The 18,897-nt window shown below is 61.4% G+C and carries 14 protein-coding genes and 3 tRNA genes; 8 read left to right on the top strand and 9 right to left on the bottom strand.

Translation table 11 applies throughout. From position 1 onward, the window contains the following. Positions 1-120: 120 nt before the first annotated feature. Positions 121-717: a L,D-transpeptidase gene (locus tag AC2FNS_RS04705; protein WP_496711165.1), complete on the top strand. Its 597-nt coding sequence runs from the start codon at positions 121-123 to the stop codon at positions 715-717. Positions 718-777: 60 nt separating this feature from the next. On the opposite strand, the gene AC2FNS_RS04700 is transcribed toward AC2FNS_RS04705, so the two are convergent. Then, positions 778-1,254 carry a fasciclin domain-containing protein gene (locus AC2FNS_RS04700; protein WP_490360983.1) on the bottom strand — a complete coding sequence of 159 codons (477 nt, stop codon included), beginning with the start codon at positions 1,252-1,254 and terminating at the stop codon, positions 778-780. Between the two features lie 72 nt (positions 1,255-1,326). Continuing rightward, positions 1,327-2,178: a class I SAM-dependent methyltransferase gene (locus AC2FNS_RS04695; protein WP_496711166.1), complete on the bottom strand. Its 852-nt coding sequence runs from the start codon at positions 2,176-2,178 to the stop codon at positions 1,327-1,329. A gap of 141 nt (positions 2,179-2,319) precedes the next feature. On the opposite strand from AC2FNS_RS04695, the gene AC2FNS_RS04690 reads away from it, so the two are divergent. Next, positions 2,320-3,435 (top strand): carboxylate-amine ligase, encoded by a 1,116-nt coding sequence (locus AC2FNS_RS04690; protein WP_496797415.1) that lies wholly within the window; start codon positions 2,320-2,322, stop codon positions 3,433-3,435. A 3-nt stretch (positions 3,436-3,438) separates the two neighbouring features. On the opposite strand, the gene AC2FNS_RS04685 is transcribed toward AC2FNS_RS04690, so the two are convergent. Further along, positions 3,439-4,296, bottom strand: a complete 858-nt coding sequence (locus AC2FNS_RS04685; RefSeq protein ID WP_496711168.1) for a hypothetical protein — start codon at positions 4,294-4,296, stop codon at positions 3,439-3,441. Between the two features lie 176 nt (positions 4,297-4,472). On the opposite strand from AC2FNS_RS04685, the gene AC2FNS_RS04680 reads away from it, so the two are divergent. The 4 genes from AC2FNS_RS04680 to AC2FNS_RS04665 all read left to right on the top strand — a co-directional run bounded on the left by AC2FNS_RS04680 (position 4,473) and on the right by AC2FNS_RS04665 (position 8,025). Beyond that, positions 4,473-5,615, top strand: coding sequence for an acyl-CoA dehydrogenase family protein (locus AC2FNS_RS04680; RefSeq protein WP_170338796.1), 1,143 nt, complete (start codon positions 4,473-4,475; stop codon positions 5,613-5,615). 7 nt (positions 5,616-5,622) lie between these two features. Then, entirely contained in the window at positions 5,623-6,657 is a 1,035-nt protein-coding gene (locus tag AC2FNS_RS04675; RefSeq protein WP_496711169.1) for an enoyl-CoA hydratase/isomerase family protein, read from the top strand. 3 nt (positions 6,658-6,660) lie between these two features. Further along, positions 6,661-7,533, top strand: a complete 873-nt coding sequence (mmsB, locus tag AC2FNS_RS04670; RefSeq protein WP_496727571.1) for a 3-hydroxyisobutyrate dehydrogenase — start codon at positions 6,661-6,663, stop codon at positions 7,531-7,533. A gap of 102 nt (positions 7,534-7,635) precedes the next feature. Next, positions 7,636-8,025 (top strand): hypothetical protein, encoded by a 390-nt coding sequence (locus AC2FNS_RS04665; protein WP_496797416.1) that lies wholly within the window; start codon positions 7,636-7,638, stop codon positions 8,023-8,025. A 12-nt stretch (positions 8,026-8,037) separates the two neighbouring features. Here the strand turns inward: AC2FNS_RS04665 and uvrA are convergent, their stop codons facing one another. The 3 genes from uvrA to AC2FNS_RS04650 all read right to left on the bottom strand — a co-directional run bounded on the left by uvrA (position 8,038) and on the right by AC2FNS_RS04650 (position 11,279). Continuing rightward, the gene (gene uvrA / locus AC2FNS_RS04660; RefSeq protein ID WP_496797417.1) at positions 8,038-10,896 is read right to left on the bottom strand and encodes an excinuclease ABC subunit UvrA; all 2,859 of its coding nucleotides are present in this window, start codon (positions 10,894-10,896) and stop codon (positions 8,038-8,040) included. Between the two features lie 179 nt (positions 10,897-11,075). Next, positions 11,076-11,152 (bottom strand) — tRNA-Asp (locus AC2FNS_RS04655). Between the two features lie 50 nt (positions 11,153-11,202). Then, positions 11,203-11,279, bottom strand: a tRNA-Asp gene (locus AC2FNS_RS04650). Positions 11,280-11,726: 447 nt separating this feature from the next. Between AC2FNS_RS04650 and AC2FNS_RS04645 the strand changes: the two genes are divergently transcribed. Together AC2FNS_RS04645 and AC2FNS_RS04640 are read left to right on the top strand one after the other, a co-directional pair. Further along, positions 11,727-13,577 (top strand): M10 family metallopeptidase C-terminal domain-containing protein, encoded by a 1,851-nt coding sequence (locus AC2FNS_RS04645; protein WP_496797418.1) that lies wholly within the window; start codon positions 11,727-11,729, stop codon positions 13,575-13,577. Between the two features lie 222 nt (positions 13,578-13,799). Further along, positions 13,800-13,874 (top strand) — tRNA-Val (locus AC2FNS_RS04640). Between the two features lie 141 nt (positions 13,875-14,015). Here the strand turns inward: AC2FNS_RS04640 and lon are convergent. From lon to AC2FNS_RS04625, 3 genes are all read right to left on the bottom strand, one after another. After that, the gene (lon, locus tag AC2FNS_RS04635; protein ID WP_496803783.1) at positions 14,016-16,424 is read right to left on the bottom strand and encodes an endopeptidase La; all 2,409 of its coding nucleotides are present in this window, start codon (positions 16,422-16,424) and stop codon (positions 14,016-14,018) included. 211 nt (positions 16,425-16,635) lie between these two features. Continuing rightward, positions 16,636-17,766 carry a tRNA guanosine(34) transglycosylase Tgt gene (gene tgt / locus AC2FNS_RS04630; RefSeq protein ID WP_496713149.1) on the bottom strand — a complete coding sequence of 377 codons (1,131 nt, stop codon included), beginning with the start codon at positions 17,764-17,766 and terminating at the stop codon, positions 16,636-16,638. A gap of 63 nt (positions 17,767-17,829) precedes the next feature. Then, positions 17,830-18,741 carry a nucleoside hydrolase gene (locus tag AC2FNS_RS04625; RefSeq protein ID WP_496713151.1) on the bottom strand — a complete coding sequence of 304 codons (912 nt, stop codon included), beginning with the start codon at positions 18,739-18,741 and terminating at the stop codon, positions 17,830-17,832. Positions 18,742-18,897 lie beyond the last annotated feature (156 nt).

The raw sequence follows: 18,897 nt of genomic DNA, 5'->3' as shown, positions 1-18,897 counted from the left end.
ACGATGCGCCGGCACGGTCCACTCTCACGAAAAATTCAGCCAAGCCCTCTGGCCCAGCGTCCGCCAACGTCATAGATTGCCGGCCGAAACAAAAGAGCAGTCATTCGTCAGGAGGCTCCGTTGACCAGCAAGATCACCCGCCGCTCGGTCCTTTTGGGCGTCGTGTCTGCCCTGGCCGCTCCGGCGGTGTTGCGCGCTCAAAGCCAGGATGCGTTCCCGCAGTCCGAGGAAGCGATCAGCGTGCAGCCGCCCGTGCGCCGGAACATCTCGTCCTTTTCGCAGCAAAACTGGCAGGACCATTTTGACGAAATCGGCGTCGGCTGCCTGCTGGCCGACATCACCAGCCGCGCGGTGCACTACTGGGGGCCGGACGGGACCTACAAGCTCTATCCCAGCTCGGTTCCGATGAGCGAGGAACTGACCAAGCGCGGCTATACCGAGGTGGTGCGCAAGGCGGAAAATCCCAGCTGGACCCCGACCTCGTCCATGCGCGAGCGCGACCCGACCCTGCCGCAGCGCGTCGAGGGCGGCGACCCAGGCAACCCGCTGGGCACCCGTGCCATGTATCTGTCATGGCCCGCCTATCTAGTTCACGGCACACATGATACGCGCAAGATCGGGCGTCAAAGCTCGTCGGGCTGCATTGGCTTGTACAACCAGCATGTCGAGGAGCTGTATCCGATGGTCCAGATCGGCACTCAGGTGCGGCTTTTGTGAATTGAAAAAGCCCCGGGCCGCGCAGGCACCGGGGCTTGTCTGCCTAGGTGAGTGGTAGCTTTATTCAGGCAGCAGAACCTTGTCGACCACGTGGATCACGCCATTGCTGGCCTCGATGTCGGCCTGCACGACATTTGCGCCGTCAACCTTGACGCCGTTCTTTGCGTTCACGCTCAGGCGGTCGCCCTGAACGGTCAGCACCTTCGCGCGCTTGCCGGCGATGTCCCCGGACATTACCTTGGCCGGGACGACGTGATAGGTCAGGATCGCAACCAGCTGATCCTTGTTCTCGGGTTGCAGCAGGCTCTCGACAGTGCCCTCGGGCAGAGCGGCAAATGCTTCGTCCGTAGGCGCGAACACGGTGAACGGGCCCTTGCCCTTCAGAGTGTCAACCAGACCGGCGGCCTGTACGGCTGCGACCAGCGTGTTGAACGAGCCGGCGGCAACCGCGGTATCCACGATGTCTGCGGCCTTGGCATTGATCGGCAGAGCCAAGGCGATGGCGGCGGCTGCGCCCATGAAAGTGCGACGGAACATGGCTGATGTCTCCTCTCCAGCGTGTTATGGAAAGGGGTACGGCGCTTCCGTGAATCCGGATCACGAAAAATTTCAGGCCCCGGCCCGTTGCACCCAGATGCTCTGCGCCCTGCCTTCCTTAAGAAACGGAAGCGCCTCGACCGCGTCGGGGCGGGCGCGTTGCAGGAAATACCCGGGCCAAAGCATTGAAAACGCACCCGATTGCAGCAGCGCGTGCAGCATGTACTGCTCGCCCCATCCGGGGCAATCATAGAAGAACCGCTTGGGGTATTCGTAGGGCAGAAAAACATCGTGCACATGGATCACCACCCCCGGCTTGAGGGTGGGTATGATCCGGCAGAACAGGTGCGCCACGTCGTTGCTCATCCGCACGACATGGCTGGAATCGATGAACAAGACGTCGCCCGCCTCCAGTTCGGCGAACAGCGACGGGTCGACGTCCTCCAGCCGCTTCTGCTCGAACCGGTCCACCACATGGGCGATGTCGGCGCGGGGATAGGGGTCGATGGCCGTGAGTGTCGTGGCCAGCCCACCGTCGATGATCGCCTGCCGGGTCACGCGGGTCGAGTTGCCGCAGCCGACCTCGATCACGCGCTCGGGGCGAAACCGCCGGATCATCAGATACAGCGCATCCGCGTCCGGGCTGTCATAATAACCGTTGCCGATGCGGTATCCGGTCTGGTTGCGGGCCGGGTCCTTCAGGGCCGCAAGCGCATCCTTGTGCGTGGCGTATTCGGCAACCAAGGTTCTGATGTCGAAATCCTGCATCCCCGGAGACAGGGCATAGGCCGGACGCTCCAGCCCGCCGGCCCGCTCGAAGGACTCGAGCCGCGCGCGCTCATCTCGTTCCGGCGCCTTGTCGATCAGCTTGACACCGAACCGGTCCAGAACGGCGTTCAGCTTGGGAAATTTCCTGGGTTTCACGGTGGCGGCTCCGGCTTGGCATTTGGCTGCGGGCTGCTTACCGCCGCAAGCGGTGTCAGCGCAAGGCGGATCACCACAAACCCTTGGCAAATTAAGAAATTGCGTATTCACTGATCCCGAATGGGAACAGGGAGGCCCCGCATGCAGCAGGATTTCACCGTCGGCATCGAAGAGGAATACCTGCTGGTCGACCGCGACAGCCTGCAACTGATCGAGGCGCCTGCCGCGCTGATGGAGGCATGTCAGGCCGATTTCGAAGGCCAGGTCAGCCCGGAATTCCTGCAATGCCAGATCGAGGTCGGCACCCGCCCCCATGTCACGATCAAATCGGCGCGCGAGGATCTGAAACGCCTGCGGTCCTGCGTGGCCCGGCGCGCCGCCGAACACAACATGGCGCCGATCGCCGTGTCCTGCCACCCGTTCGCGGATTGGAAGGATCAGCACCACACGCGCAAGGAACGCTATGACAACCTGCAGCACGCCCTGGGCGGCGTGGCGCGGCGGATGCTGATCTGCGGCATGCATGTTCATGTGGGCGTCGAGGACAAGGCGCAGCGGGCCGACCTGATGCCGCAGCTCAGCTATTTCCTGCCGCACTTGCTGGCCCTGTCCGCCTCGTCCCCGTATTGGAGCGGGCGCGACACCGGGCTGTCCTCGTACCGGTTGACGGTGTTCGACAACCTGCCCCGCACCGGCCTGCCGCCCGTGTTCGGCAGTTGGGCAGAATATGAACGCACTACTGGGGTGCTGGTCGAGCTGGGGGTGATCGAGGACACCTCGAAGATCTGGTGGGACCTGCGCCCCTCGCACAGCTATCCGACTTTGGAAACGCGGATTATGGACGTGCAGCCGCGGTTGGAACACGCCCTGTCACTGGCGGCGCTGGTGCAGGCGCTGACCCGGATGCTGTGCCGACTGAAGGACCGCAACCTGCGCTGGCGGGTCTATGACAGGTTCCTGATCGGCGAGAACCGATGGCGTGCGCAGCGCTACGGCGTGGGCGAAGGTCTGATTGATTTCGGCGACCGGTCGATCAAGCCGATGCCCGAGCTGATGGGTGAGCTGATGGGCATGCTGGCCGAAGACGCCGAGGCCCTTGGCACGATGGCGGAGTTGGCGCAGTTGCGCCAGATTGCCGAAACGGGCACGTCGGCCACACGTCAACGGCGCGTACACGCCGAAGCCCAGGCCAGGGGCGATGACCCCGGCCAGGCGGTCGTGCGCCACCTGATCGAGGAATTCCACGCCGATCTCTGACCGTCAGACCGCCGCCAGAACCTTCTGGATGCGGACGGCGACCGGCTCGTAAAGGTCGCGGTCTTTCCAGTAGCCGTTGTGCGACAGCGGGTTCCACGAGGTGAAGATCTTGCCCGCGTTGATCGGCAGGTCGCGTATGGCCTTGGATTGCACCAGCTGGGCATAGCTGGGCGCGATCTTGCCCAGCGGAAACCCAAGAACATCGTGCTTGTCGAAATAATTGTGCCACCAGGTACGGAACCGCAGCGCAGCAGGCAGGGCCCGATTGGGCGGCTGGATCGGAAAAATGCCTGCCTCGGGATAGGCGAACAGAAAGATCGGTATGTTGCAGCCGAAGGTGATCAACCCGGCCACGGTTTCCATGTTTTCGATCGGGGTCGCATGTTTGGGCGGGCCGCCGTTGCGCAGGTATCGCTGCGCGTCATAGATGTAGTTCGACATGATGTGACCGCCCAGCGAATGCGCCAGAATCAGAACCGGTGCCCGGTCGCTGATCTGGTGGCGCAGAACCTGCATCACCAGTTCCACCTTCTTGTGGATCTCGTCATAGGTCTTGTCGCTGGCATCCGGCGTCTGCCGGTACGAGGCCGCGTCCGACAGGTTGCACACCACGAACTCGCGGAGTTGATCATAGCCGGTGCTGCGCTTGATCTTGCGCAGATAGTCTTTTTGACGCTCCTGCAGGATCTGCGCCCAGACCACCTCGTGCCAGGCGACCTTGTTCATGTCCGCGCCGACCCGACGCGCCACCCGGCGGTGCAGGTCCTTCGAAAAGGTCGGCACCGAGGACGGCGGATGCGGCTTGCGGTACTGGCTGCCCATGCCGTGAATGACGACAACGGCCATCTTGTAGTTCGGCATAATACGCTCCGTATTAATTCCTGAATGAAAGACCCCATCATATCAGCCTTCGGCGCATGACCCAAATAAAGGTCCAAGCGGGTCATGGGGTTTGCCCCGCGTGAAAAAATTCTGTAAGGATTGAGCAATAAATAAACAGTTGTTCAATTCACGTCGCCACAAGGGGGAGACCGGCCATGGATTTCGCGCTGACCGAGGAACAGACGGCCATTTTCGATATGGCCTATGCGTTCGGGCAAGAACAGATCGCACCTTTCGCCCGCCAGTGGGAGGCCGAGGGCACCATCCCCAAGGATCTTTGGCCCAAGGTCGGCGAACTGGGCTTTGGCGGGCTGTATGTGTCCGAGGAAAGCGGCGGCTCTGGACTGACCCGACTGGACGCCACGTTGGTGTTCGAGGCGCTGTCGATGGCCTGCCCCTCGGTCGCGGCCTTTTTGTCGATCCACAACATGTGCGCCAAGATGCTGGACAGCTTTGCCAGCGACGAATTGAAATCGCGCATCATGCCCGACGTTCTAAGCCTGAACACGGTTCTCAGCTATTGTCTAACCGAACCGGGCTCGGGCTCGGACGCGGCGGCGCTCAAGACGCGGGCCGAGCGCACAAACGAGGGCTATACGCTGAACGGCACCAAGGCCTTCATCTCGGGCGGCGGCTATTCCGATGCCTATGTCTGCATGGTCCGCACCGGCGGCGACGGGCCCAAGGGGATCTCGACCGTCTATGTCGAGGACGGCACACCAGGCCTCAGCTTTGGGGCGCTGGAACAGAAGATGGGCTGGAAAAGCCAGCCCACCGCGCAGGTCCAGTTCGACGACTGCAAGATCCCGGCCGAAAACCTTGTCGGGACCGAGGGCGACGGGTTCAAATACGCGATGATGGGCTTGGACGGCGGGCGCCTGAACATCGCCTCATGCTCGCTGGGTGCGGCGCAGGCGGGGCTGGACATGACGCTGCAGTACATGTCCGAACGCAAGGCCTTCGGCCAGACCATCGACCAGTTTCAGGCCCTGCAATTCCGGCTGGCCGACATGGAGATCGAGCTGCAGGCCGCTCGAACCTTCCTGCGTCAGGCGGCATGGAAGCTGGATCAGGGCGCGCCCGACGCCACCAAATTCTGCGCGATGGCCAAGAAGTTCGTGACCGAGACCGGATCGAAAGTGGTCGATCAGTGCCTGCAATTGCATGGCGGCTACGGCTATCTGGCCGACTACGGCATCGAAAAGCTTGTGCGCGATCTGCGGGTGCATCAAATTCTGGAAGGCACGAACGAGATCATGCGCGTGATCGTTGCCCGCCAACTGCTCGCCCATCGCTGAGGTTTCCATGTCCGATATCGACATCCGCACCACGGGCCGTGCCGGCCGGATCACCCTGACCCGGCCCAAGGCCCTGAATGCGCTGAGCTACGAGATGTGCATGGCCATCGACACCGCCCTGCGCAATTGGCGCGAGGATGACGAGGTCGATTTGGTCATCCTTGATGCCGAGGGCGAAAAGGCCTTTTGCGCGGGCGGAGACATTGCCGAGTTGTACGCAACGGGCACAAAGGGCGACTATGCCTATGGGCAGAAGTTCTGGCGCGATGAATACCGCCTGAACGCGATGATCTTCGAATATCCCAAGCCGGTGGTCAGCTTCCTTCAGGGCTTTACCATGGGCGGCGGCGTGGGCATCGGCTGTCACGGGACGCACCGGATCGTCGGCGAAAGCTCGAAGATCGCGATGCCCGAATGCTCGATCGGGCTGGTGCCGGATGTGGGCGGGTCGCTGCTGCTGGCGCTGGCGCCGGGGCGGTTGGGCGAATATCTGGGCGTCACCGGCGCGCGCTTGGGTCCGGGCGACGCGATCTATGCCGGGTTCGCCGACCACTTCATCCCGCAGGAGCAATGGCCCGACATGATCGAGATGCTCGAGGCCTCGGGCCAGGCCGACCTGTTGGCCGAACACGCCGCCCCTGCCCCTGATCGCACCTTGCCGCAGGACGAGATCGACCGTTTCTTCGGCGGTGAAACCCTGGGCGACGTTCTGACCGACCTGCGCAATGGCGACACCGAATTCACCCGCGGCGCGCTCGAGGCGATGGGCCGCAATTCGCCGCTGTCGATGGCGTGTGCGATCGAGATGCTGCACCGCCTGCGCGGTCCTGCCCTGACCATGCGCAAGGCGCTGGAGCTGGAATACCGCTTTACCTTCCGGTCGATGGAGCATGGCGACTTTCTCGAAGGCATCCGGGCGCAGATCATCGACAAGGACCGCAACCCGAAATGGCGGTTTGCGGACATGAACGTGCCGGCCACGGCGGTATCACGGATGCTGATGCCGCTGGGCGCGGACACGCTGACATTCGAGGAGGAGTGAAACATGAAGATCGGATTCATTGGCCTGGGCAACATGGGTGCGCCGATGGCGGCCAATCTGGCCAAGGCCGGTCACGACGTGACCGGGTTCGACACCGCGGGCGTGTCGGTCGAGGGCGTGACCAAGGCCGAAACGGCCACTGATGCGGTCCGCGGCGCCGAGGCGGTCATCACCATGCTGCCCAATGGCGACATCCTGCGCGCGGTGGCCGATCAGATCATTCCGCATATGGAAAAAGGGACGGTTTTCATCGACTGCTCGACCGTCGATGTGGACAGCGCCCGCGCCGTGGCGGATCAGGCCGAACAGGCCGGGCTTCTGGCCGTGGACGCGCCGGTTTCGGGCGGAATCGGTGGCGCGGCCGCGGGCACGCTGACCTTCATGGCCGGCGGCTCGAACGCGGCCTTTGCCAAGGCGGCCCCGCTGTTCGACATCATGGGCCAGAAGGCGGTGCATTGCGGCGCGGCGGGCGCCGGTCAGGCCGCCAAGATCTGCAACAACATGATCCTGGGCGTCACCATGATCGCCACTTGCGAGGCCTTTGCCTTGGCCGACAAGCTGGGCCTGGACCGGCAGAAGATGTTCGACGTGGTCAGCACCTCGTCGGGCTACAGCTGGACAATGAACGCCTATTGCCCCGCCCCCGGTGTCGGGCCGCAAAGCCCCGCCGACAACGGCTACAAGCCTGGTTTCGCTGCCGAGCTGATGCTCAAGGACCTGCGGCTCAGCCAGCAGGCCGCCGAAAGCGCCGATGCGGACACGCCGATGGGCCAGATCGCCACTGCACTGTACGAACAGTTCGTCGAATCCGAAGACGGCAAGGGCATGGATTTCTCGGCCATGCTGCCTCGGTTCGAAAAGCGCGGCCGCAGCTGAGCTTGGGCGGCATTTCGCCGCCCGAGGCTTGCACTTCGGGCGGGCATTCCAAAATACTGGGAAACGCGGCATGACGGCGCGACGAACCGAGAGGAACCGCCCATGAAGACACTGTTGCATATTGCACTGCTTGCCGGCCTGTCACTGACCCCGGTCGCGACGCTGGCTGACAACGGCAAAGGCAAGGGAAAGAACAAGGACACGCTCTCGGTCGAGCGCGTGACCCCGCAGAAGGGCGCAAAATCCGTTACCGATTGTCCACCCGGGCTCGCCAAGAAGGCCGTGCCCTGCGTCCCGCCCGGACAGGTCAAGAATCGGTACAAGGTCGGCGATCGGATCGACCGCGATTATGTCTGGATCGACGATCCATACCGCTATGGTCTGAAACGCGGCGGCAACTACGTTCGCGCGGGCGACTACGTCTACAGCATCGACCCCGATACGCGCAAAGTGCTGAACCTGATAGGCGCGGTGGCGGATATTCTGTACTGACGCGCAGGCAGCCTATTCGGCCGCCACGCGTTCGGGGTTCAGCATCGGTTTGAGGTATCGCCCGGTGTGGCTGCGCTCGCATTCGGCGACCTCTTCCGGGGTGCCGACGGCCACGATCTCGCCGCCGCCATCGCCACCCTCGGGGCCGATGTCGATGATCCAGTCGGCTGTTTTCACAACGTCCAGATTGTGTTCGATCACCACGACCGTGTTGCCTTGGTCGACCAATTCATGCAGCACTTCCAACAGCTTGCGCACGTCTTCGAAATGCAGGCCGGTGGTGGGCTCGTCCAGAATATACAGCGTGCGCCCGGTGGATCGCTTGGACAATTCCTTCGACAGCTTGACTCGCTGCGCCTCGCCGCCCGACAGGGTCGTGGCCTGCTGGCCGACCTTGATGTAGCCCAGCCCGACCCGCGCCAGAGCATCCATCTTGTCGCGGATCGCCGGTACGGCCTTGAAGAACTCCTGAGCATCTTCGACCGTCATGTCCAGCACGTCGGCGATGGACTTGCCCTTGAACTTGATCTCGAGCGTCTCGCGGTTGTAGCGCGCGCCCTTGCAGGTCTCACAGGTGACATAGACGTCGGGCAGGAAATGCATCTCGATCTTGATGACCCCGTCGCCCTGACAGGCCTCGCAGCGCCCGCCCTTGACGTTAAAGCTGAACCGCCCGGGCTTGTAGCCCCGCGCCTTCGCCTCGGGCATCCCGGCGAACCAGTCGCGGATCGGGGTGAAGGCGCCGGTATAGGTGGCCGGGTTCGACCGTGGCGTGCGTCCGATAGGCCGTTGGTCGATGTCGATCACCTTGTCCAGATGTTCCAGCCCCTTGATCGTTTCGCAGGGCGCAGGCGTTTGACGCGCGCCGTTCAGACGCATCGAGGCAGTCTTGAACAGCGTCTCGATTGTCAGGGTCGACTTGCCGCCGCCCGACACCCCGGTCACGCAGACGAACTTGCCCAGCGGAAACTCGGCCGTCACGTCTTTGAGGTTGTTACCCGAAGCCTTTACAACCGTTACCTTTTTCTTGTTCCCCTTGCGCCGCTCGGCGGGCACCGGAATTTCCCGCACACCCGACAGATACTGACCCGTGATCGAGGCCGCATCGGCCGCGATCTGCTCCGGTGTGCCGTGGCTGACTACCTGTCCGCCATGCACGCCGGCACCGGGGCCGATGTCGAACACATAGTCAGCCTCGCGGATGGCTTCCTCGTCATGTTCGACAACGATCACGGTATTGCCCTGATCGCGCAGGTTCTTCAGCGTGCCCAAAAGGCGGTCATTGTCGCGCTGATGCAGCCCGATCGAGGGTTCGTCCAGCACGTAAAGCACACCGGTCAAGCCCGAGCCAATCTGGCTAGCCAGCCGGATCCGCTGGCTTTCGCCCCCTGACAGGGTGCCACTTGAACGAGACAGCGTAAGGTATTCCAAACCAACGTTATTCAGGAATCCCAACCGTTCGCGGATTTCTTTCAAAATGGCGCGCGCAATCTCGTTTTTCTGGGCGCTCAGATGGTTCGGCGCGTCCTCGACCCAGGCCAGAGCTTCTTTGATCGACATTTCGACCACCTGGCCGACATGCAGCCCAGCGATCTTGACGGCCAACGCCTCGGGGCGCAAGCGGTAGCCCTCGCATGTGTGGCACGGCCGGTTGTTCTGATACCGTTCGAATTCCTCGCGGATCCACGCGCTGTCGGTTTCGCGATAGCGGCGCTCCATGTTCGGGATCACGCCTTCAAAGCTGCGGGTCACCTGATAGACCCGTCCGCCCTCGTCATAGCGAAACTGGATTTCATCATCGCCCGAGCCATACAGAAACACTTGCCGCACATGCGCCGGAAGGTCCTTCCACGGTGTGTTCTTGTCGAACTCATAGTGGCGCGCGATCGCCTCGATCGTCTGCAGGAAATACGGCGATTTGCCCTTGCGCCACGGGGCAAGCGCGCCGTCATACAGTTTCAGCGTCTGATCGGGCACAACAAGCCGTTCGTCAAAAAACAGCTCGACCCCCAGCCCGTCGCAATCCGGGCAGGCACCAAAGGGCGCGTTGAACGAAAACAGGCGCGGTTCGATCTCGGGGATGGTGAACCCACTGACCGGGCAGGCAAAGTTTTCGGAAAACGTAATACGCTCGGGCTCTCCCTCGCGCGGGGCGGTCTCCAGAATCGCGATGCCATCGGCCAGATCCAACGCGGTGCGCAGGCTATCGGCCAGGCGGGTCTCCATCCCCTCGCGCACGACGATGCGGTCAACGACCACGTCGATGTCATGGCGGAACTTCTTGTCCAGCGTCGGCGGCTCGTCCAGCTCGTAGAACTGGCCATCGACCTTGACGCGCTGGAACCCCTGCTTGCGCAGTTCCAGAAACTCTTTCTTGTACTCGCCCTTGCGGTCGCGAACAATGGGCGCCAGCAGATAGCCGCGGGTGCCCTCCTCCATCGCCATGATCCGGTCGACCATGTCCTGCACCTGCTGGGCTTCGATCGGCAAACCGGTAGCGGGGCTGTAGGGCGTTCCTGCGCGCGCGAACAGCAGGCGCAGATAATCATAGATTTCGGTGACGGTTCCCACGGTCGATCGCGGGTTTTTGGACGTGGTCTTCTGCTCGATCGAGATCGCTGGGGACAGGCCGCTGATGTGATCCACATCAGGCTTTTCCATCATGTCCAGAAACTGGCGCGCATAAGCCGACAGGCTTTCGACATAGCGGCGCTGGCCCTCGGCATAGATCGTATCGAACGCCAGAGACGACTTGCCCGACCCAGACAGACCCGTGATGACAACCAGCTGATCGCGCGGAATGTCCACGTCGATGTTTTTCAGGTTGTGCTCGCGCGCGCCGCGCACCTCGATATTCTTCAGCTCAGCCATTCAGGCCCCCAACACACAAGTGCCCTAGAGATAGGCGAGCGATGCCGAGTCTCCAACCAAAAAATCAGAACAAAGTGTGAACGCGCGACTTTTCTCCGATATCCGCATTCATGCCAGCAAGACAAAACGCAAAACCGTTTGTGCTTCAGGGGATATACCTGCGATTTCACTTGAAGAAATGGCGCGGTTGACGGGGCTCGAACCCGCGACCCCCGGCGTGACAGGCCGGTACTCTAACCAACTGAGCTACAACCGCGCATTAGGGTCTATGTCGATCCGTTTGCCCGGATCAAAGGCTAGCAGCGATGGCGCGGTTGACGGGGCTCGAACCCGCGACCCCCGGCGTGACAGGCCGGTACTCTAACCAACTGAGCTACAACCGCCCGCTGCCCGTTCATTGCTGAACGTTGGGGTGTATTATGGCCCCGCCCCGGCGTCGTCAAGCGGGGTTTTGAAGTTTTTTTCGAGAACGAACGATTTTGTTCGATCCACCGCATCGAACGGGCCAAGCGCGCGCAATACGCTCCAACTACACGTATCTAATTGGCGCTCGCGAGGGTTGTTTACGACATCACGTTCATATTTCGCGGTCAAAATTATCGTTATGAATGCAAGAAATGAACGCTCTAGAAAACGCGGCTAAAATGATGCCCCACTTGAAAAAATCATGATTTTGCCTTGCTCCGACTAATCTGACCGTTCATGATTTGTAGTCAGTCGGCAAGCCGGTCTGGGCGATCAGAGCTGCCATATTCGTCTCAACCCCGAGCGTCCTTGATTATTCGTCCAAAGACCAAAACTGTTAGGAACAGAAAGCAGCACTAAAACCAATGGCAATTGCAAGACCAACCACGCCCGGAACGAACCCGACCGGGAATCCATTTCTCGACAGCCTGATCTGGGGCTCATCCTGGGGCGGAAGCACGATTACCTTTTCCTTCGACAATGGAACTGTCGGCGACCGGGGCTTTACCAGCGCCATGAAAAGCGCCGTGCGCATGGCCTTCAATACGATCGAGAAGATCATCCCCGTCACCTTTCTGGAACGGCCGTTCCTGACCCCCGTCGGGCAAGTGGCCGAGGTGAATGTCATTTATGCCCTGACCAGCGTGGATACCTTGGGCGGCGCCGTCGGCTTTCACGAAGTACCTGGTGAGACACCGTATCTTGCCAATTATGGGCTGAACACACTGATCGGTGCCTTCGGGTTCGATTCGCCGATCTTCACGGCACCTGGCTTGAAGAAGGGAGGCGAAGGATTCGCGACCATTCTGCACGAGATCCTGCACGGGCTTGGCCTTGCGCATCCGCATGACAGCGGCGGAGGATCGTCGACTTTTCCCGGCGTTACCGCAGCGTTCGATGACTATGGCAACCACGGCCAAAATCAGGGCATTTATACGATTATGTCCTACAATTCGGGGTATGCGGAAAAGCTGCCGTTGAAAAGCTATGCTTACGGCAGCACCGCTACGCCGATGGCTTTGGACATCGCTGCACTGCAGACGATCTATGGCACCACCGCGCACAAAAACGGCAACAACGTGTACGACCTGCGCGACGTGAACGGCGCCGGCACCTATTGGTCGTGCATCTGGGATACCGGCGGCGTCGACACGATCTCGGCTGCCGGTCTGAATCGGAACACCGTCATCAACCTGAATGATGCGGATCTTTCTGGCTCGGATGCCGGAGGTGTTCCGTCTTATGCCGGCGGAATTCGCGGCGGGTATACCATTGCAAACACGGTCGTGATCGAAAACGCGATCGGCGGCAACAGATCCGACCGAATTCTGGGCAACGAAGCCGCCAACCGCCTGGAAGGCCGAGCGGGTAATGACATTCTCTATGGACGGGGCGGCAGCGACGTTCTGTTCGGTTCGCACGGGAACGACACGCTGTCGGGAGACAATGGATCGGACCGCATGATCGGTGGGAACGGAAACGACAATTTCGTGGCGAAGGTGGGCGACGGCGATGACGTGATCAACGGCGGCAACAACTCGGACTGGATCCGATTTGTCGGATCCGTTGGCGCAACCGTCAATCTGTCGAATTCGACGCGGCAGGATACCGGCTATGGCATGGATACGGTCGTAGATGTTGAGAACGCAAGTGGCACCGGGGCCGCCGATGACTTCACCGGGTCGGCCGACGCCAACGTGCTGAATGGTGGCAGCGGAAACGACTCTCTGTCCGGGCTCGGCGGCAATGATCGGCTGAACGGCGGAAACCACAACGACACGCTGATCGGCGGCGGAGGACGCGACACGTTGAATGGCGGGAACGGTGCCGACGCGATCTTCGGTGGCGCCGGTTTGGACATCATGACCGGCGGCGCCGGAGCCGATACCTTCGTATTCCTGACCGCGCGGGAAAGTACCGCATCGACCCGTCGCACGGACAAGATCAAGGATTTCCGCCCCGGGCAGGACAAGATCGACCTGAGCGCAATCGATGCCAGCACAGTTTTCGACGGCGATGATGTGTTTGTCTTTCGGGGGCAAAAGCCGTTCGGCCTGTCTAACCAAGGCGAGGTCTATTTCGAGAAAGTCAACGCGCCCGGCAGCACAAATGATCGCACCTATGTCTATCTTGACACCGATGGCGACCGGGCGCCTGAAATGGTGATCGAACTGACGGGCTTGCACAATCTGACCGCAGGCGACTTTATTTTGTGATCGCACGCCGCACGGCAGAGGGCCAGTCTTGCCGCCCTTTGCCCTGCGGGAAAATCAGTGGATGTGACGCCCTAAAGACCTGCCCGCGGCCACCGGTGACAGAGGGTCGGTCGCTTGAGGGCCCGACTCTTCTTACCTTTTATCCCCGCTCGGGAAGACCAGAAAATTTTTCCTCGAACCGGCTTGAAGCCGGTTCGCAGACACTGTAGAGAGCGATCCGACGGGTGATTAGCTCAGTGGTAGAGCGCTTCGTTCACATCGAAGATGTCAGGAGTTCGAATCTCTTATCACCCACCATTCTCTCTCTTTTTGTGCGACCATCTGCCTGAACCCTGCTAGCAGGCATGCGCCGCAATGGTTCGACACTGCCGTCGGTGAGCGGCATGAAAAAAAGGGCGGAATGAAACCCGCCCTTTCAAGATTTCGTACGCAGTCCGGTCAGTGCGCCGTGGCGACCGGGGTGCCGCCATCAACGGCCTTGGCTGCGGCTGCCGCGGCCTCCTCGTCGGCCTCGTCCCATTCGATCGGCTCGGGTTTGCGCACCAGCGCACGTTCCAGAACCTCGGACACGTGCTTGACCGGGATGATCTCCAGCCCGTCCTTCACGTTGTTCGGGATGTCGGCCAGATCCTTCTCGTTCTCTTCGGGAATCAGCACCGTCTTGATGCCACCTCTCAGAGCCGCGAGCAGTTTCTCCTTCAACCCGCCGATCGGCATAGCGTTGCCGCGCAGCGAAACCTCGCCGGTCATGGCGATATCCTTGCGGACCGGAATGCCGGTCAGGACCGACACGATCGAGGTCACCATCGCCAGGCCGGCGCTGGGGCCATCCTTTGGCGTCGCGCCGTCAGGCACGTGCACGTGGATGTCGATCTTGTCGAACTGCGGCGGCTTCACACCGATCTCGGGCGCGATCGAGCGCACATAGGACGAAGCGGCGTCGATAGATTCCTTCATCACTTCGCCCAGCTTACCCGTGGTCTTCATGCGGCCCTTGCCTGGCAGCTTCAGCGCCTCGATATGCAGCAGATCGCCGCCGACCGAGGTCCAGGCCAGACCGGTCACCACGCCCACCTGATCGTCCTGTTCAGCCAGACCATAGCGGTACTTGGGCACGCCCAGAAATTCGTGCAGGTTTTCGGCGGTCACGGTCACGGACTCGGATTCCTTCTTGATGATCCGGGTCAGCGCTTTGCGCGCCACCTTGGCGATTTCGCGTTCCAGGTTCCGCACGCCCGCCTCGCGGGTATAGAACCGGATGATCGCAGTCAGCGCCTCGTCCGTCAGTTCGAATTCCTTGGTCTTCAGGCCATGGTTCTTGACCTGCTTTGGGATCAGGTGGCGCTTGGCGATCTCGCGCTTTTCGTCCTCGGTATAGCCGGCCAGCGGAATGATCTCCATCCGGTCCAGCAGCGGCCCGGGCATGTTGTAGCTGTTGGACGTAGTCAGAAACATAACGTTCGACAGGTCATATTCGACCTCAAGGTAGTGGTCCATGAACGTGCTGTTCTGTTCCGGGTCCAGCACCTCGAGCATGGCCGAGGCCGGATCACCACGGAAGTCCTGCCCCATCTTGTCGATTTCATCGAGCAGGATGAGCGGGTTCGTGGTTTTCGCCTTTTTCAGCGCCTGGATGATCTTGCCGGGCATCGAGCCGATATAGGTCCGACGGTGGCCGCGGATCTCGGATTCGTCGCGCACGCCACCCAATGAGATGCGGATGAACTCGCGCCCCGTAGCCTTGGCGACCGATTTGCCCAGCGAGGTCTTGCCTACGCCCGGAGGGCCGACAAGGCACATGATCGGGCCTTTCAGCTTCTTCGAACGTTGTTGCACCGCGAGATATTCGACGATCCGCTCCTTGACCTTTTCGAGGCCATAATGATCGGCGTCCAAGATCTCTTGCGCGCGGCTGAGGTCTTTCTTGACCCGCGACTTGGTGCCCCACGGCAGCGACAGCAACCAGTCGAGATAGTTCCGAACCACCGTCGCTTCGGCCGACATCGGGCTCATGTTGCGCAGCTTCTTAAGCTCGGCCTCAGCCTTTTCGCGGGCTTCCTTCGACAGCTTGGTCTCGGCGATCTTGGCTTCCAGTTCGGCGATCTCGTTCGCGCCGTCCTCGCCATCTCCCAACTCTTTCTGAATGGCCTTCATCTGCTCATTCAGGTAATACTCGCGCTGGGTCTTCTCCATCTGCGACTTGACGCGGGTCTTGATCTTCTTCTCGACTTGAAGAACCGACATCTCGCCCTGCATCAGGCCATAGACCTTCTCGAGCCGCTCGCTGATGCTGAGCGTTTCCAGCAGGTCCTGTTTCTGTTCGACCTCGATGCCCAGATGGCCCGAAACCAGATCGGCCAGCTTGGCTGGGTCGGTGGTGTCGCTGACCGCGGTCAAGGCTTCTTCGGGGATGTTCTTGCGGACTTTGGCGTAACGCTCAAATTCATCCGACACGGTGCGCACCAGTGCCTGGGTCGTGGTCACGTCGCCAGGAATTTCATTCAGGTATTCGGCGCGGGCTTCGAAGAACTCGACGTTGTCCACGAATTCGGTGATCCGCACGCGCGCCTGACCTTCGACCAGAACCTTTACGGTTCCGTCGGGCAGCTTCAACAGCTGCAGCACATTGGCCAGCACACCGGTGCGATAGATTCCATCCGTATCCGGATCATCGACCGCTGGGTCGATCTGGCTGGACAGCAAAATCTGCTTGTCGTCCTGCATCACCTCTTCCAGCGCGCGCACCGATTTTTCACGGCCCACGAACAGCGGCACGATCATGTGCGGAAACACAACGATGTCGCGCAGCGGCAGGACGGGGTATGAGGAATTAAGAGGCTCTTGCATGCTCTATCCTTATCATTGGCAAGACGGCACTGACCCCTGTCGCAGGCAGCCCTTGGCCATCTCCTTCATTCGACGATAAAGGTGGGGCGCGGATCGCCCGGTTTCAACCTTTTCGCCGTACCTGTCCGAACACAATGACCTGACGCTGACGCGACTGCAAGGCATCAGCTGAGGCCCGATGCAGTTTTGGTCGCACGTGCATCAGATCGTATCAGAGCGGCTCGATGTCGCCCTGCGCCCGTTGCGCGTGGAACTCTGCCTGCCACACTTCGAATGAGCCTTCAGCGATCGCGTCCCGCATACCCTGCATGATTTCCTGGAAATAGTGCAGGTTGTGCCAGGTCAGCAGCATGCCCGAAATCATCTCGTTGGCGCGGAACACATGGTGCAGATAGGCACGCGAATAATTCGAGCAGGCCGGGCAAGTGCACTGTTCATCCAGCGGGCGCGGATCGTCGGCGTGGCGGGCATTCTTGATGTTTACCACGCCGCGGCGGGTGAACACCTGGCCCGTCCGCCCCGAGCGCGACGGCAGCACGCAATCCATCATGTCGATCCCGCGCGCCACGGCGCCCACGATGTCATCGGGCTTGCCCACGCCCATCAGATAGCGTGGTTTGTCGGTGGGCAGGAAATCGGGCGCATAATCCAGACAGCCGAACATGGCCTCCTGCCCTTCGCCCACGGCCAGGCCGCCAACGGCATAGCCGTCGAACCCGATGGCCTTCAGGGCCTCGGCGCTTTCCTCGCGCAGGTCCCGCTCCAACCCGCCCTGCATGATGCCGAACAGCGCGTGGCCGGGCCGATCGCCGAACGCCTCGCGGGACCGTTCGGCCCATCGCATCGACAGGCGCATCGACTCGGCGATCCGGTCGCGGTCGGCAGGCAAGGCGGGGCATTCGTCAAAGCACATGACGATGTCCGACCCCAGCAGGCGCTGGATCTCCATCGACCGCTCAGGTGTCAGCTCGTGCTTCGATCCGTCGATATGCGATTTGAAGGTCACGCCCTTTTCGGTGAGCTTGCGCAGGCCGGCCAGCGACATGACCTGAAACCCGCCCGAATCGGTCAGAATCGGCCGGTGCCAGTTCATGAACTTGTGCAGGCCGCCCAAACGGTCGATCCGTTCGGCCGTGGGCCGCAGCATCAGGTGATAGGTGTTGCCCAGCAGGATGTCGGCGCCGGTCGCCCGCACGCTTTCGGGCATCATAGCCTTGACCGTCGCGGCCGTGCCCACGGGCATGAAGGCCGGCGTGCGCACCTCGCCCCGCGGCGTGTGGATCACGCCGGTGCGGGCCTTGCCGTCGGTGGCCTTCAGTTCGAATGAAAAACGCTCGGTCATGTCATCGCCTCGGGTCGCTGAACCGGGCAGGCTTTGCCCGATCGACGCGCGCAATGCAACCCGTCAGGGCAATGCCGCAACCCTTTGCGTGAACAGATCGACGACCTGATCGCCGTTCACGTCGGTGCACACCAGTACCGGCGGCCGCGACGGTTCGGGCCGGGTCGCGCCCCGCGCCTCGCCATCCAGCGCGACCCGCAAACCGGTTTCGTGCAGGCTGAACATCGACCGGTGCGAACAGGCAATGACGGCGGTCGAGTCATGCAGACCGCAACCGTCCAACCCCGCCACCTCGCGGTAGAAGTTCAGGTAGAACCGGGAAATGTCACGCAGGAACCCACCTGTTTCCGGGGCGCTTTGGGCCAGCGTCTCGAAATCATCGGCGCGGTACAGCGTTTTCAGCGTGACATCTAACCCCACCAGAACCGTCGGCGCCGGGGTCGAGAACACCTCGTCCGCCGCCACCGGATCGTGAAAGATGTTGGCCTCGGCATGGGCATTGATGTTGCCGGGGCAGAACACTGCCCCGCCCATGATGACCAACTGCCCGATATTGCCCGCAAATTCCGGGTCTAGCCGCATCGCGTCGGCAATGTTGGTCAACGGCCCCACCGCGCAGACCGTCAGGTCCTTGCCGTGCCGGCGCGCCATCTCCACCAAGAATTCGGCAGCCGGCAGATCGTGGTTTTGCCCGATCTCGGGTATCTGGGTCAGGTCACCAAACCCCTCGTTGCCGTGAACGTGCCGCGATGGCACATGACCGTCGGCGCCACGCGCGACGCCGGCCCCCAAGGCAACCGGAACGTCCAACCTCAGCCGGTGCGCAAGATAGCGGGCGTTGCGGCTGGATTGTTCCACATGCGTGTTGCCGAATACCGTGGTCAACCCCACCAGGTCGAATTCCGGCGCAGCGGCGGCATAGGCGATGGCCATCGCGTCGTCGATGCCCGGGTCGGTGTCGATGATCAGTTTCATCCCGCCCCGATAGCGCAATCAGTTGCGGATGCAAAGCAGTCACAGACCGGAATTTCGGCATTGCCCGGCGAATATCCGGCATGGGATTCCACTGCCGTTCCCGCCATACCAGAGTTGAAATCATGGGACTCAATCCCCAAATGTATACAATTGTAC

The sequence above is a fragment of the Ruegeria sp. BHSA191 genome, from assembly GCF_059613325.1.
Note: the sequence above shows the minus strand (reverse complement) of the source record. Positions and strands in the feature narration are given on the sequence as shown.